General features: G+C 38.4%; 18 protein-coding genes. 15 read left to right on the top strand and 3 right to left on the bottom strand.

Annotated features, from left to right (window positions below; genetic code table 11):
* The first annotated feature begins 17 nt into the window (after positions 1-17).
* The 6 genes from spoVAC (at position 18) to lysA (ending at position 5397) form a co-directional block, all read left to right on the top strand.
* Positions 18-476, top strand: coding sequence for a stage V sporulation protein AC (spoVAC, locus tag LZP85_RS14620; RefSeq protein ID WP_119543475.1), 459 nt, complete (start codon positions 18-20; stop codon positions 474-476).
* A gap of 18 nt (positions 477-494) precedes the next feature.
* On the top strand, positions 495-1508 hold the full coding sequence (gene spoVAD / locus LZP85_RS14615; protein WP_119543476.1) for a stage V sporulation protein AD: 1014 nt from the start codon (positions 495-497) through the stop codon (positions 1506-1508).
* 2 nt (positions 1509-1510) lie between these two features.
* Positions 1511-1861 carry a stage V sporulation protein AE gene (gene spoVAE / locus LZP85_RS14610; protein WP_025909085.1) on the top strand — a complete coding sequence of 117 codons (351 nt, stop codon included), beginning with the start codon at positions 1511-1513 and terminating at the stop codon, positions 1859-1861.
* 10 nt (positions 1862-1871) lie between these two features.
* On the top strand, positions 1872-2453 hold the full coding sequence (locus LZP85_RS14605) for a stage V sporulation protein SpoVABEA (protein ID WP_076512181.1): 582 nt from the start codon (positions 1872-1874) through the stop codon (positions 2451-2453).
* A gap of 7 nt (positions 2454-2460) precedes the next feature.
* A complete protein-coding gene (locus LZP85_RS14600; protein ID WP_374955887.1) occupies positions 2461-3912 on the top strand; it encodes a spore germination protein in 1452 nt (483 codons plus the stop codon).
* 165 nt (positions 3913-4077) lie between these two features.
* Positions 4078-5397 carry a diaminopimelate decarboxylase gene (lysA, locus tag LZP85_RS14595; protein WP_119543478.1) on the top strand — a complete coding sequence of 440 codons (1320 nt, stop codon included), beginning with the start codon at positions 4078-4080 and terminating at the stop codon, positions 5395-5397.
* 30 nt (positions 5398-5427) lie between these two features.
* Here lysA and LZP85_RS14590 read toward each other — a convergent pair whose 3' ends face one another.
* Positions 5428-6291: a DUF1002 domain-containing protein gene (locus LZP85_RS14590; RefSeq protein ID WP_373688723.1), complete on the bottom strand. Its 864-nt coding sequence runs from the start codon at positions 6289-6291 to the stop codon at positions 5428-5430.
* Positions 6292-6561: 270 nt separating this feature from the next.
* On the opposite strand from LZP85_RS14590, the gene LZP85_RS14585 reads away from it, so the two are divergent.
* On the top strand, positions 6562-6996 hold the full coding sequence (locus tag LZP85_RS14585; RefSeq protein ID WP_025908337.1) for a peptidylprolyl isomerase: 435 nt from the start codon (positions 6562-6564) through the stop codon (positions 6994-6996).
* A 201-nt stretch (positions 6997-7197) separates the two neighbouring features.
* Entirely contained in the window at positions 7198-7551 is a 354-nt protein-coding gene (locus LZP85_RS14580; protein WP_025908338.1) for a GNAT family N-acetyltransferase, read from the top strand.
* A 20-nt stretch (positions 7552-7571) separates the two neighbouring features.
* Here the strand turns inward: LZP85_RS14580 and LZP85_RS14575 are convergent, their stop codons facing one another.
* On the bottom strand, positions 7572-8096 hold the full coding sequence (locus tag LZP85_RS14575) for a DUF309 domain-containing protein (RefSeq protein ID WP_234561774.1): 525 nt from the start codon (positions 8094-8096) through the stop codon (positions 7572-7574).
* A 73-nt stretch (positions 8097-8169) separates the two neighbouring features.
* Entirely contained in the window at positions 8170-8265 is a 96-nt protein-coding gene (locus LZP85_RS14570) for a YjcZ family sporulation protein (protein ID WP_076512182.1), read from the bottom strand.
* A 178-nt stretch (positions 8266-8443) separates the two neighbouring features.
* Here LZP85_RS14570 and LZP85_RS14565 point away from each other — a divergent pair, with 178 nt between their 5' ends.
* The 7 genes from LZP85_RS14565 (at position 8444) to resA (ending at position 13811) form a co-directional block, all read left to right on the top strand.
* A complete protein-coding gene (locus tag LZP85_RS14565) occupies positions 8444-9205 on the top strand; it encodes a segregation/condensation protein A (protein WP_119542497.1) in 762 nt (253 codons plus the stop codon).
* Positions 9202-9774 (top strand): SMC-Scp complex subunit ScpB, encoded by a 573-nt coding sequence (gene scpB / locus LZP85_RS14560; protein WP_025908341.1) that lies wholly within the window; start codon positions 9202-9204, stop codon positions 9772-9774. The genes LZP85_RS14565 and scpB overlap by 4 nt, the downstream gene beginning before the upstream one ends.
* A 167-nt stretch (positions 9775-9941) precedes the next feature.
* On the top strand, positions 9942-11078 hold the full coding sequence (locus tag LZP85_RS14555; RefSeq protein WP_119542498.1) for a D-alanyl-D-alanine carboxypeptidase family protein: 1137 nt from the start codon (positions 9942-9944) through the stop codon (positions 11076-11078).
* A gap of 1 nt (position 11079) precedes the next feature.
* The gene (locus LZP85_RS14550; protein ID WP_025908343.1) at positions 11080-11679 is read left to right on the top strand and encodes a nucleoside recognition domain-containing protein; all 600 of its coding nucleotides are present in this window, start codon (positions 11080-11082) and stop codon (positions 11677-11679) included.
* Positions 11676-12209, top strand: a complete 534-nt coding sequence (locus LZP85_RS14545; RefSeq protein ID WP_025908344.1) for a spore maturation protein — start codon at positions 11676-11678, stop codon at positions 12207-12209. Before LZP85_RS14550 ends, LZP85_RS14545 begins: the two co-directional genes overlap by 4 nt.
* Positions 12210-12335: 126 nt before the next feature.
* Entirely contained in the window at positions 12336-13061 is a 726-nt protein-coding gene (locus LZP85_RS14540; protein ID WP_061784724.1) for a pseudouridine synthase, read from the top strand.
* Positions 13062-13289: 228 nt separating this feature from the next.
* Complete coding sequence (gene resA / locus LZP85_RS14535; protein WP_119542500.1) at positions 13290-13811, top strand: thiol-disulfide oxidoreductase ResA; 522 nt, start codon at positions 13290-13292, stop codon at positions 13809-13811.
* Positions 13812-13818 lie beyond the last annotated feature (7 nt).

Raw genomic sequence — 13818 nt, 5'->3', positions numbered from 1 at the left:
AAAGGAGTGGATACTAAGTGGCAGGTAATCAAAAGCTAAAAGATAACTATCAAGAGAATATAAAATCATTTCAACCAAAGCCTCCTTATGTGTTGAATTGTCTCAAAGCTTTTATCGTTGGAGGGTTGATATGTGGGTTTGGGCAAGCTATACAAAACTTTTATATCACATTTTTTGATTTCACGACAAAAACAGCAGGAAATCCAACAGCCGCAACGCTTGTTTTAATTTCAGCAATCTTAACAGGTATCGGTGTATACGATCGAATCGGTCAATTTGCAGGTGCCGGATCTGCCGTACCGATTACTGGGTTTGCAAATTCAATGACAAGTGCAGCCCTAGAACATAGAAGTGAAGGGCTTGTTTTAGGAGTTGCAACAAATATGTTTAAGCTAGCTGGAAACGTCATCGTTTTTGGTGTTGTGGCTGCTTATATCGTCGGAATGATTCGATATGTATTTAAAACATTTTTTTAGATAAAGGAGAGAAAGCAAATGAGAAAGGCTGGAAAACAAACATGGGTATATGAAAATCCTGTTTATATTAACGCAGCTGGTACAGCTGTTGGACCCAAAGAAGCTGACGGTCCATTAGGAAGTACCTTTGATATCACGCATAAAGATCTGCACTGTGAAGAAGCAAATTGGGAGTTAGCTGAGCGTAAGCTTATGCGCGAATCCATCGACTCATGTTTGGGGAAGATGAATTTATCGTATGAAGACGTAGATTTATTTTTAGCTGGTGATCTTTTAAATCAAAACGTAACGGCCAATTTTGTCGCAAGAGATCACCAAATTCCTTTTCTTTGTATGTTTGGAGCTTGCTCTACTTCAATGGAAACGTTAGCAACGGGAGCAGCACTCGTAGATGCAGGGTTCGCCAACCGTATTATAGCGTCTGCCAGCAGCCATAATGCAACGGCAGAGAGGCAGTTTCGGTACCCGACTGAATACGGAGGGCAAAAACCAGACACTGCAACTGCAACAATTACGGGAGCAGGAAGTGCACTTGTTTCTAGACAAAAGAGTCCTGTTCGCTTGACGTCTGCTACTGTAGGCCGAGTAATGGATTATGGAATTAAAAACCCTTTTGATATGGGTTCAGCTATGGCTCCAGCGGCTGCGGATACGATTCAAAAACATTTTGAAGATTTACAGGTTTCTCCGGATCACTACGATTTGATCGTTACTGGAGATTTATCAGGCGTCGGTAGCCCAATTTTGAAACAGTTATTAAAAGATGAAGGGTATGACGTTTCAGAGAATCATAATGATTGCGGCTTGATGGTTTATCGTCCGAACCAAAACGTATTTGCTGGTGGAAGTGGATGCGGTTGCTCTGCTGTTGTCACATATGGACATCTGCTTAATGAATTAAAGTCAGGAAACTTAAAACGAATCTTTGTTGTTGCAACGGGAGCACTGCTTAGCCCAACGATGACGCAGCAAAAAGAATCAATACCAACCATTGCACACGGTGTTGTAATGGAACATGTTGAGGAGGGATAATTGTGGATTATGTTATTGCTTTTGTGGTAGGAGGAGCAATCTGTGTAATCGGTCAGCTGTTGCTTGATTTTGCCAAGCTTACCCCTGCTCACGTTATGAGTTCCTTTGTAGTAATTGGAGCAATCTTAGATGGATTTGGGATTTATGATAAATTTATCGAATTTGCTGGAGCAGGCGCCACAGTTCCAATTACAAGCTTTGGACACTCGCTATTACACGGAGCTATGCATCAAGCAGATGAACATGGGTTTATTGGAATTGGTATCGGTATGTTTGAGCTAACATCGGCAGGTATTTCAGCAGCTATTTTATTTGCTTTTATCATCGCGCTAATCTTTAAACCAAAAGGATAAGAGGTGTGATATGAAAAAAAGGCAAGTTATTTTAATTACCGATGGAGATGAATACGCACGAAAAAACATTGAGTACATTGCGAAAAAAGTGGGCGGCAGATGTATTTCAAAGTCCTACGGAAATCCAACGACTCTAACGGGTAAAGAAATTGTTGGCATGATTTTAGAAGCACCGTATGATCCTGTATTTGTTATGTTCGATGACAGCGGCTTTGTTGGCGAAGGTGCTGGAGAACAAGCGCTTAGGTATGTAGCGACAAATAAACAAATGGATGTATTAGGTGTTATTGCGGTAGCTTCTAGAACCCATCAAAGTGAATGGTCCAAAGTAGATGTTACAATCGACCGCTTTGGTGAACTAACGCATTATGGTGTGGATAAAAGTGGTATTCAAGAGTTGGAGGTTGGGCGAATAAATGGTGACACGGTGTACTGTTTAGATGAGCTCGATGTTCCGCTGGTTGTCGGAATTGGAGACATTGGTAAAATGGCACGCATGGATGATGTAAAAGCTGGTTGTCCAATTACAGAGCAAGCTGTACAACTGATTTTAGAAAGGAGTGGCTTCCGTGAGCAACAAAGTGGAAAATAAAACAAAGATTTTCCCAAAGATTCAACAAAATGATGAATGGTACAAAGAAAACGCTAGTATGATTACAAGCTTTGATGTAGGTGTTCGTAAACTTCTTATCCTAGGTCGAGAAGTGCATGTATACTACGTAACAGGCCTATGTGATAGTGCATTTATCATTGAAATTACCAAAGTACTTGTTCAAATTAATGATAATGAAGTTGAGCAGGCAAAATTAAAAGATATTATTGAAAACCGTTTAATTCATCAACAGGTTAAGCCTCTAAGAACACTGGATGAAGGAATGGATAGCATTTTATCAGGTCTCATTTTTGTACTTATTGATGGAGAAGAAGTAGGCTTTGAAGTTGATGTAAGGATGTATCCAGGGCGTTCGCCAGAAGAACCAGATACAGAAAAAGTTATTCGCGGTGCGCGCGATGGATATACAGAAAATATTATTATCAATACAGCACTAACTCGTCGTCGAATTCGAGATGGAAGACTACGCTTTGAAATCTTTAAAGTAGGTGAACGTTCCAAACTGGACGTAGCAATTGGTTACATAGATGAAATTGCAGATCCTGGACTTGTGGAAATTATAAAAAAAGAGCTTACTTCTATCAAAGTAGACGGTCTACCGATGGCAGATAAATCGCTAGAAGAGTATATGGTCAAACAAGGTTTTAATCCGTTTCCTATGGTTCGCTATACGGAAAGACCAGATACGGCTGCTACGCATTTATTAGAAGGGCACGTTATTTTAATTACAGATACATCACCAAGTGTCATTATTACGCCAACTACGTTTTTTCATCATATACAACATGCAGAAGAATATAGGCAATCTCCTGCTGTTGGGACGTTTATTAGGTGGGTAAGGTTATTAGGGATTTTAGCATCTGTATTTTTATTACCACTATGGCTATTATTTGTTCTAGAACCACAGCTTTTGCCGCCGGCACTTCAGTTTATAGGACCAAATGAGCAAACGAATATTCCAACTGTTATTCAAATCTTCTTAGCTGACTTAGGCGTCGAATTCTTAAGGATGGCCGCCATTCATACACCAACTGCTCTAGCTACCGCCATGGGCTTAATCGCCGCTGCTCTCATTGGGCAGATTGCCATTGATGTGGGACTTTTTGTACCTGAGGTAATCTTATACGTAGCGGTAGCAGCAATTGGTACATTTGCTACTCCAAGTTATGAATTGGCCATTGCGAATAAAATGATTCGTTTAATGCTCTTAATAGGTGTAGCTGCTTTTCACACGCCTGGATTTGTTATTGTGTCTACGCTGTATTTAATCCATCTCGTGAGCTTAAAGTCGCTGAACACGCCTTATCTATGGCCGTTTATGCCATTTAATCCTAATGCGCTGCTTCAGATTATTATTCGCCCAGCGGTACCGTCTGCGAAATCAAGACCTAGCATTGTACACCCACAAGATAAAGATCGTCAGCCAGCAGAGTCGTAAATCTAGTAGCCATCTCTTGTTTATTTAGCAATATGTAGTTGAAACCTGTAAAAAAATGTGATAGATTTGTTTTAATTATGTAAAATAATAAATTTTTAGACAGTTAGCAGCTCTTTATGCTGTCAGCTGTCTTTTTTACAATATATAAAGGAACGGGGTAGAAGGATGTTTTTACATGGTACAAGTCGCATTAATGAACAAGGTCATCTTGAAATCGGTGGTGTAGACGCGGTTAAGCTTGGTAAAGAGTTTGGAACGCCTCTTTACGTATACGATGTCGCTTTAATTCGTCAACGCGCTAGAGGATTTAAAGAAACGTTTGAAAAACACAATATAAAAGCACAGGTAGCATATGCAAGTAAAGCCTTCTCGACCGTTGCGATGGTACAAGTGGTAGACCAAGAAGGCCTGTCCTTAGATGTTGTATCTGGAGGAGAGCTTTATACGGCGCTGGCGGCTAATTTTCCTAAAGAACGTATTCATTTTCATGGAAACAATAAAAGCCGAGCTGAGTTAGAGATGGCTATTAAAGAAGATATTGGGTGCATTGTTGTAGATAACTTTTATGAGATTGCGCTGTTACAAGAACTAACAGAACAGTATGGCAAAACGATGCCTGTATTATTGCGCTTAACACCAGGTATTGAAGCTCATACTCATGACTACATTCTCACAGGACAAGAAGATTCAAAGTTTGGTTTTGATTTGCAAAATGGTCAGGCTGATGAAGCAATTAAAGCTGTGATGGAAACCAGTGGAATTAACCTGTTAGGAATTCACTGCCATATTGGTTCACAAATCTTTGAAACAACAGGATTTGTCATGGCGACTCAGAAGCTTTTTTCAAAAATGAAAGAGTGGAAGGAAACAATTGGCTATGTACCGGAAGTACTTAATCTTGGGGGAGGGTTCGGAATTCGCTACACAGAGGAAGATCAGCCTATTCCTGTTTCCGAGTATGTAGAAGTGATTATTGAAGAAGTTAAAAAGCAATCAGCTCAACTAGATGTTCCAATTCCTGAAATTTGGATTGAACCTGGCCGTTCACTCGTAGGAGATGCAGGTACAACACTTTACTCTGTTGGTTCACGCAAACATGTCCCGAATATTCGTGAATATGTTGCGATTGATGGGGGGATGAATGATAATATCCGTCCTGCATTATATCAAGCAAAGTATGAAGCTGCTCTTGCGAATCGAATGAATGATGTGAAAGATGAACTTGTATCGATTGCTGGGAAATGCTGTGAATCTGGAGACATGCTAATGTGGGACTTGTCGTTGCCAACAGCACGTCCAGGTGATATTCTAGCGATGTTCTGTACAGGTGCATATGGTTATTCAATGGCGAGTCAGTATAACCGTTTGCCTAAACCAGCGGTCGTGTTTGTTGAAGATGGAGATGCTCAATTAGTTGTACAACGTGAAACATATGAAGATATTATTAAAAATGATTTAAAGTATAACGTTGCGTTAAAAAAGTAAAAAAACGGTTGCCTTAGAGGCAACCGTTTTTTATGAGAATAAAGCTTTAATAGCATCAATGATACTAATAAAGAAGTTTTTTAGTTTATCAAGGAATGACTGTCCTTCTTCAGACTGCAAAAATGTTGTGACTTTCTCTTTAGTGGCTGATAATTGATCTTTAACTTGATTCCAATCAATATCTAAGTCTTTTAAACGATTGAAAAAGTCAACGAGTGTGTTCAGCTCAGAGTCTGTTAGGCTAATGCCTAAATCATTGGCTACACGCTCGATTAAAGCACGCAAATCATCTTTTGTTTGTGGATTTTCTTTGGCAATTTCTTCTTTTATTGTTGCCATAAATTCAGCTGCTTTTTCTTTTCCTACTTTTTCACCAAGTTCAGCTGTTTGAACCATCTCTTCGTTGGCCGCTTTTTTAACCTCTTCAGGTATTTTTTTATTTGTTTGTACTTCATAGGCTTTCATAATTCCGGTTAATGCGGCAGTACCTGATACTTCAAAAGGTGCAGTAATTTTAATATCAGCGTCTTTTACACCTGCAGTCATTAACGCGTTTAGGTACATATCATCCGTAATGGATGTAATGTTTTGGGTGGCTACGCTTAAGCCTGAATCTTTTGCAGTAAGCGTAATGCTTGAAGATGAAATCGCTCTAGAGCCGATGGTTGCTTTTGGAATAAAGTCACCTAAATACTCATGTTCTTCTGCGTTAGACACAGTAATGGTTTGCGCATTATCTGGTGCTTCAAGGTCTTTTAATACTTTTTCTTTTTGCGCAATTGTTAAATCTTCTCCTAAAGTAACAATGACGTCACCTACAGCTGCGTCTGCAAGACTTTTTATTGGCGCAGTTAAAAACAAAATCAAGCTCATAGTAAGCAAAGCTATTTTTATATAAGGCTTCATAATTTTTTCCTCCTTTAACCATATCCTATTATAATACGATTTTAGATAATGCGATAGTTTCATCTCGCGCTACTTATTAAACGAAGAGACAACAAGAAAGTTTCAAAAAAAGAAAAATTCGCTAATTGATTGAAGAAAAGTGATTCATTGAATTTAGATATTCACTTATAGTACAATAAGATGAAACATTGTTAAAGCGTGCATAGTTACTTATGTACAACCATAAGTGTTGAAATACATAATTTGGAGGTTTTATACATGAAAAAAGCAAGCATTTTAATGGAAAATGGAGAAAAAATTCTAATTGATTTATTTGAAAATGAAGCGCCTGGAACAGTTGAAAACTTTGAAAAATTAGCAGCTGAAGGTTTTTATAACGGCGTAACGTTCCACCGCGTTATTCCTGGATTTGTATCACAAGGTGGAGATCCTACAGGCACAGGAGCTGGCGGTCCTGGGTATACAATTAAGTGTGAAACAGAAGGTAATCCTCATAAGCATGAAGCTGGTTCATTATCAATGGCTCATGCAGGAAAAGATACTGGCGGAAGTCAATTCTTTATCGTACATGAGCCACAGCCACACTTAAATGGTGTTCATACTGTGTTTGGTAAAGTAACAGAAGGGTTAGATACAGTATTGAAGATGCGTAACGGTGATGTAATGAAAGAAGTTAAGGTGTGGGAAGAGTAATATTCTCATGCTGTAACAATTCAACATTAGGTTGAAAAGAGTGATAATAGAGCGCCTTGTAAGTTGTGAAATCAACTTTACATGTCGCTCTTTTTATGTGAATTTACAGCGATGTTGCTATTATTTCATAAATTTTGTATGATAAAAGCATTAGAATTAACGAACACATCGTAGGAAAGTTTGAGAACGAGGGAGAATTTTATGCTTATTCGCTATAAAAGAAGTCATGAAAAAATTGCTATGGGTCTTCTGTCGTTTGTGCCAACTGAAAAGGATTTAAAAAAACTTCAGCAAACGATGAAAGATTATGAGCAAAACGAAAATCGCCAGCTATATTTATGGAAACAGGGAGAAGACTTTATCGGTATTGTTGGAGTTTCAATTATTGATCAAGATTTAGTTGAGGTTCAACATGTGAGTGTCAATCCATCTCATCGCCAGCAGGGGATTGGAAAAGAAATGATTAAAGCACTTCAGCAGATGTATTCTAATGCTCAAATTAAGCCTAGTGAGTTAATTGCACCGTTTTATGAAAAATGTCAAAGTGAACAATAAAAAGCAGAGCTGCAGTAGTCTTAACTACGAGAAGCTCTGCTTTTTCGTAATTTCTTTGCCCGCTCTGCAATGATAGCTGTTCGATCACGGAGCTTATGACGGTGAATAAGGTGTTCATCCTGCAAATTAGATGGTGTAAGCCACCCGAATGTCTGAGCTAAAGGGTGTGCATGGCATTGCTGAACAAGGTGTTCATCTACAATTGGCATATTTAAGCTTTGATACGGTTTTGAAGCCTGTATTAAGCGCAAATGTTTGTTGAGTATGCTAATTAAATCGATTGGCTGTAAACCAATCTGAAATAGCTCTTGATGGTGCGCATCAAGAATTGAAATTGCTTTTTTCATCGTACGTTCAGCACCTACGTAGTTACTTCGACGATGATGATACAGCGAAACGGCAACTTGAATGAGCCCAACCCATAAAACATTTCGATGACTATGATCAGCGACTTTCCAATGTTCTTCTAGTACTTCATGGCATTCGAAATAATCTCTGTTTGTATGAAAATAAACAAGATAATCTATATACGGTTTTGGATACATAACTGGTAACCTCCTAATGCCAGTGTAACATAAAAAAGTGTCCAGCTAAACTGAACACATTTGGGTCATTTTATTAAAAGTGTAAGCAAGCGCATCCGATGATTACTAATAAAATAAACAATACAATAATTAAAGAAAATCCTCCGTTATAATCATGCTTGTGAGTCATGAGAATTCCTCCTTCGAGTTATCAAAATGCTATTACCCTGACATCATATGTTCATTTTTACGTTTGGTATGGGCGAATGACCTATCTTTCCTAGAAATTATATTGGACATGTGTCTAGAATCCTCTATACTAATGATAGTACGACTTATGACTAAATGATAATTTTGGTGGGATAGAATTGGAATATAGTGTGAAGGTAGATGCTTTTGAAGGACCGCTAGACCTTTTATTGCATCTTATTAACCGATTTGAAATTGATATTTATGACATACCAGTAGCAACGATTACCGAACAATACATGATGTATATACATACGATGAACGAGCTTCAGCTAGACGTGGCAAGCGAATATTTAGTAATGGCTGCTACGCTTATTCAAATTAAAAGTAAAATGTTACTGCCAACATATGATGAAGACGATATAGATGACAGTATGGATGATGTAGAAGAAGATCCTCGCGAACAGTTAATGCAGCAGTTAATTGAATATCGTAAATTTAAAGAAGCTGCCGTTGAACTTCAAAAGCTTGAAGAAACACAAACCCATATTTACGCAAAGGCCCCTAGTAACTTACAGCAAATAAGTGATGAAAAATCGCCGCAGCAAGATAGTGGAGATTTAGATGTTTCGCTTTATGATATGCTTAGTGCTTTACAGAAGTTGATGAAGCGAAAACAGTTACAGAAGCCAGCGCAAGCAAGAGTAGCCCGTCAAGACGTTCCAATTGAAAAAAGAATGACGGAAATTGTATCGGTACTCCAAAAAACAAAGGGCAAACAAAGTTTTTATAAGCTTTTTCCTTATCCTGAGCGCAATCATATTGTGGTAACGTTCTTAGCCATCTTAGAATTAATGAAAAAGAATGAAGTCATCGTAGAGCAGTCCAATAACTTAGATGAACTATACGTTGCATATCAAGAAAGGAATGATGAAAGATGAGTAAACAACATGTTTCTGCGGCTATCGAGAGTTTACTATTCGTTGTGGGAGATGAGGGGCTATCGATTAAACAGCTGCAAGAACTTCTTGATGTGTCAAAAGACGAAGTGAGCATAGAGTTAAATAAACTGATGAAAGAGTATGAAGACGAGAAGCGTGGTCTTCAGCTAGTAGAGATTGCTGGACAGTTTCAATTCGCAACGAAGCAGGAATATGCTTCGTATGTGGAGAAATTAATTGAAGCACCACCTGCACAATCGCTATCTCAAGCTGCGCTTGAAACGCTAGCAATTGTAGCATATCGTCAACCGATTACGCGAGCTGAAATTGAAGAAATTCGCGGTGTGAAAACTGAAAGGCCGCTTCAAACGCTGATTGGCAAAGCGCTTTTAAAAGAAGCAGGCCGCGCAGAAGGAGCAGGCCGAGCGATTCTATATGGAACAACAAAAGAATTCTTAGCTTATTTCGGCTTAAAAGATTTGAGCGAACTGCCACCGCTTCCAGAAGATGAAGCAGGCGCTGAACAGGAAGCAGATTTGTTTTTTCGGACGTTTCAAGAAACAGAATAACTCACTTGGTAAAGAACACGATGAGCATACATCGTGTTCTTTTTATGAATAAAAAAAGAAAAAAATTACAAATAAGATAAAAGTTGAAAGATGCCTTTACGTAAATAATTCATAACATGAAAACAAGTGCATAAACTTGTACAAACAGATAAAGGGACGGGGATGACATGCGGAAAATAAAGCAAAGCATTATATGTTTCATAATTTTATTTTTAGGTCTAAGCAGTTTACCTCCTACTACATATGCAGCAGGTGTAAGCGCCCATAGTGCAATTTTAATTGAACAAAAGTCTGGAAGAGTTTTATATGAGAAAAATGCTGATGCGATTAGCCGCATAGCGAGCATTACGAAAATTATGACCGCTATTTTAGCGATTGAATCTGGCAAAATTGATCAAACAACAACGGTTAGCTCTCGAGCAGTGGGAGTAGAAGGGTCATCCATTTACTTAATTGAGGGTGAAAAAATTAAGCTCAAAGACTTGGTATATGGACTTATGATGAGATCTGGAAACGATGCAGCTGTAGCGATTGCTGAAATGGTAGGGGGCAGCGAAGAGGGATTTGTTTATTTAATGAATCAAAAAGCAAAAGAAATTGGAATGACTAATACCACATTTCAAAATCCTCATGGACTAGATGATCATGAAAATCATCGTTCAACAGCCTATGACATGGCGATCTTGATGCGCTACGCAATGAATAATAAAACGTTTCGAGAAATTTCAGGAACAAAAGTTTACAGAACCGCTCATCCAGAAGAAAAGTGGGACCGCGTGTGGAAAAATAAAAATAAATTACTGACAAGCTTATATGCATATTGCACAGGTGGTAAAACGGGATATACAAAGTTAGCAAAGCGAACGCTGGTAACGACGGCCACAAAAAATGGAATGGATTTAATTGCTGTTACAATTAACGCACCTAGCGATTGGAATGATCACATTTCTATGTACGAAGAGGCTTTTGATAATTATAAAATGACAAGCTTGGCTCCAAAAGGAGAGCTGAAAGGCATCGAAGATTCATTTTATAAAAAGAAGCTTGAAATTAAAAGAGATGTTATATATCCATTAACAAAAGATGAGCAAGAAACCATTAAGTTGAAAACGATTTTAATTAAACCCCAAAAAGAGTGGAAAGAAGGAAAGCCTGTTCCAAGCGTTGTAGGAGAGTTACAGGTGACACAAGATGGTGAGTCAATAGGGAATATACCGATTTACTTCCATAATGAGCAAAAGAAAGAAGAGGGATTTTTCACTAAGGTAAAGAACTTATTTTTCATTTATCCGGGAGCACGATAAGATGGTTAATGTCATTTGGATGTTGCTAACGGTTATTGGAATTGTGTTTGCAATCATTAATGGAAAGATGGATGCGGTTAATAAAGCAATCTTTCAAGGGGCAGGAGAAGCGGTTACCATCAGTATTGGTTTAATAAGTGTATTGGTATTTTGGCTAGGCATTATGAACATTGCGCAACACGCTGGATTATTGGAGAAATTAGCCAAGTTGTTTCGTCCTATTATTGGGAGGTTGTTTCCTGACATTCCAAAAGATCATCCTGCTTTAGGATATATACTATCTAATATGATGGCTAATATGTTTGGGCTTGGTAATGCAGCGACACCGCTTGGGATTAAAGCAATGGAACAGTTAAAACAGCTAAATGGTAATAAGGATGAAGCGAGTAGATCAATGATTACTTTGCTAGCGCTCAATACAACCAGCCTAACATTAATCCCAACAACTGTTATTGCCATTCGTATCACGTATAATTCCGCCAATCCCACAGAGATTGTAGGAACGACACTTCTTGCAACGGTTGTTGCTACAATGGGAGCCATTATCATTGATCGTTATTTCTACCATCGCCGTATGAGAAAAGGAGGCGAGCGTAGATGACCTTATTGAATCAAATTTCCATTATGTTTATCCCTCTTATTGTAGGTTGTATCCTTTTATATGGAACATATAAAAAAATCCCAACTTATGAACGATTTGTAGAAGGCGGGAAGGATGGGCTACAAATTGCGTTTTCTATTATTCCTTATCTCGTTGGGATGCTCGTAAGTATTTCAATCTTTCGAGCATCTGGAGCTTTAGATTTCTTTTTAAACTTTATGAAGCCATTTTTAGATGCAGTTGGCGTGCCAGCTGATATAGTACCACTTGCTTTAATCAAGCCAATTTCAGGAACTGCCGCTTTGGGTATTACAACCGATTTAATTGCAACGTATGGGCCGGATTCCTTTATTGGACGATTAGCTTCTACTATGCAGGGAAGTACTGATACTACATTTTATATTTTAACCGTTTATTTTGGAGCGGTAGGCATAAAAAAAATGGGCGATGCTCTAAAGGTTGGCTTGTTAGCGGATTTAGTAGGCATTGTCGCATCAGTGGTAATTGTTATTCTCGTTTTTGGGTCATAATAAAGGTAAAAGAAAGCAGGCTTGACATGCTTTCTTTTTTTGCATGAGAAAATTAATAGCTATTTGCTGTACAGGCTTGTATATTAGAGAGTAAACAAGTAAGATGTTACAAGAGGTGAGATATAAATGGAACGATTACAAAAAGTAATTGCTCATGCGGGTGTTGCTTCAAGGCGTAAAGCTGAAGAGCTTATTACGCAAGGACGAGTAACGGTGAACGGAAAAGCAATAAAAGAGCTAGGAACAAAGGTAGGACCTAACGATAAAATTGAAGTGGACGGTGTACCATTAGAACGCGAAGAACCCGTCTATTTTATGTTATATAAGCCAAGAGGCGTTATTTCAGCAGCGAAGGATGATAAAGATCGAAAAACGGTTGTGGACTTTTTCCCTCACGTTGAAGAACGTATCTATCCAATTGGGCGCTTAGATTATGATACGTCGGGGCTAATTCTTTTAACAAATGATGGTGAATTTGCCAACCTGCTGACGCATCCAAAGTACGAAATTGATAAGGTGTACGTAGCAAAAATTAAAGGTATTCCACCGCGTGAAAAAATCAGACAGCTACAGAGAGGTATTATGCTTGAAGACGGAAAAACATCGCCTGCGCGTGCAAAAGTTCTGTCTATTGATAAAGGAAAGCAAACAGCCATCGTAGAGCTATCGATTCATGAAGGTAAAAACCGCCAAGTGCGTCGCATGTTTGAAGCGATTGGTCATCCTGTCTTAAAATTAAAGCGCGAACGCTATGCAAATTTAGATTTAAGAGGCTTAAACGCAGGAGAAGCAAGAGAATTAACGGCTCATGAAGTAAAGCAGCTGTATACGAAAGCACAAACAGGTAAGTAAGTATAACAAGGCACGTTTAGCTGGTAGATCATTCGATCAGCTAAACGTGCTTTTTTTATGAATAAAGATGTAAGCGCATAAATTATAAATAAATGAGTTGTCCATTCTTTGTTGAAAGCGTTGCTGTGTCACATAACCTTCATAATATTTTTACCTTTACTAATGCGAAAAAATGCTATAATTGTAAGAAAACGCATAATGAAAACGATTTAGAGGAGTTCGATTGGGATGAAAAAACGTCGCTTATTTATTCGTACTACGATTCTAACTATTTTATTAGTTGCTGTGGGCTATACTCTATATACGCAGTTTATAGCTGACAAGCAAGCATTTTCAGTAGGTGACCAGGCTCCTAACTTTGTTCTCCAAGATTTAGAGGGGAATGAACATAAGCTGTCGGATTACAAAGGAAAAGGCGTCTTTTTAAACTTTTGGGGCACGTGGTGTAAACCTTGTGAAAAAGAAATGCCTGTAATGGAAGCACAATACGCGAAGTATAAAGACCAAGGTGTTGAAATTTTGGCTGCAAATGTTGATGAAACAGATGTTGCTGTTAAGCAGTTTGCAAACCGCTATGGATTATCCTTTCCGATTTTAATGGACAAGGATTCACAAGTTCTCCATGCATACGGTGTAGACCCGTTACCAACTACGTTTTTAATTGATAAGAATGGAAAGATTGTCGATGTGTTTATTGGAGGGTTAGATGAACAACGAATTCAAGAGTACATGGAATTAATTAAGCCGTAGGGAGTTT

This window comes from Priestia flexa (assembly GCF_021441905.1).
Taxonomy (GTDB): domain Bacteria; phylum Bacillota; class Bacilli; order Bacillales; family Bacillaceae_H; genus Priestia; species Priestia flexa.
This window is presented reverse-complemented; position numbering and strand designations above follow the sequence as displayed.

What these genes read in the sequence shown, in the direction of transcription:
- spoVAD (WP_119543476.1), top strand. Translation starts at nt 495, where the DNA reads ATGAGAAAGGCTGGAAAACAAACATGGGTATATGAAAATCCTGTTTAT.
- LZP85_RS14580 (WP_025908338.1), top strand. Translation starts at nt 7,198, where the DNA reads ATGCTTATTCGCTATAAAAGAAGTCATGAAAAAATTGCTATGGGTCTT.
- LZP85_RS14550 (WP_025908343.1), top strand. Translation starts at nt 11,080, where the DNA reads ATGGTTAATGTCATTTGGATGTTGCTAACGGTTATTGGAATTGTGTTT.
- LZP85_RS14545 (WP_025908344.1), top strand. Translation starts at nt 11,676, where the DNA reads ATGACCTTATTGAATCAAATTTCCATTATGTTTATCCCTCTTATTGTA.
- LZP85_RS14540 (WP_061784724.1), top strand. Translation starts at nt 12,336, where the DNA reads ATGGAACGATTACAAAAAGTAATTGCTCATGCGGGTGTTGCTTCAAGG.
- resA (WP_119542500.1), top strand. Translation starts at nt 13,290, where the DNA reads ATGAAAAAACGTCGCTTATTTATTCGTACTACGATTCTAACTATTTTA.
- LZP85_RS14555 (WP_119542498.1), top strand. Translation starts at nt 9,942, where the DNA reads ATGCGGAAAATAAAGCAAAGCATTATATGTTTCATAATTTTATTTTTA.
- LZP85_RS14605 (WP_076512181.1), top strand. Translation starts at nt 1,872, where the DNA reads ATGAAAAAAAGGCAAGTTATTTTAATTACCGATGGAGATGAATACGCA.
- scpB (WP_025908341.1), top strand. Translation starts at nt 9,202, where the DNA reads ATGAGTAAACAACATGTTTCTGCGGCTATCGAGAGTTTACTATTCGTT.
- LZP85_RS14575 (WP_234561774.1), bottom strand. Translation starts at nt 8,096, where the DNA reads ATGTATCCAAAACCGTATATAGATTATCTTGTTTATTTTCATACAAAC.
- LZP85_RS14585 (WP_025908337.1), top strand. Translation starts at nt 6,562, where the DNA reads ATGAAAAAAGCAAGCATTTTAATGGAAAATGGAGAAAAAATTCTAATT.
- lysA (WP_119543478.1), top strand. Translation starts at nt 4,078, where the DNA reads ATGTTTTTACATGGTACAAGTCGCATTAATGAACAAGGTCATCTTGAA.
- LZP85_RS14570 (WP_076512182.1), bottom strand. Translation starts at nt 8,265, where the DNA reads ATGACTCACAAGCATGATTATAACGGAGGATTTTCTTTAATTATTGTA.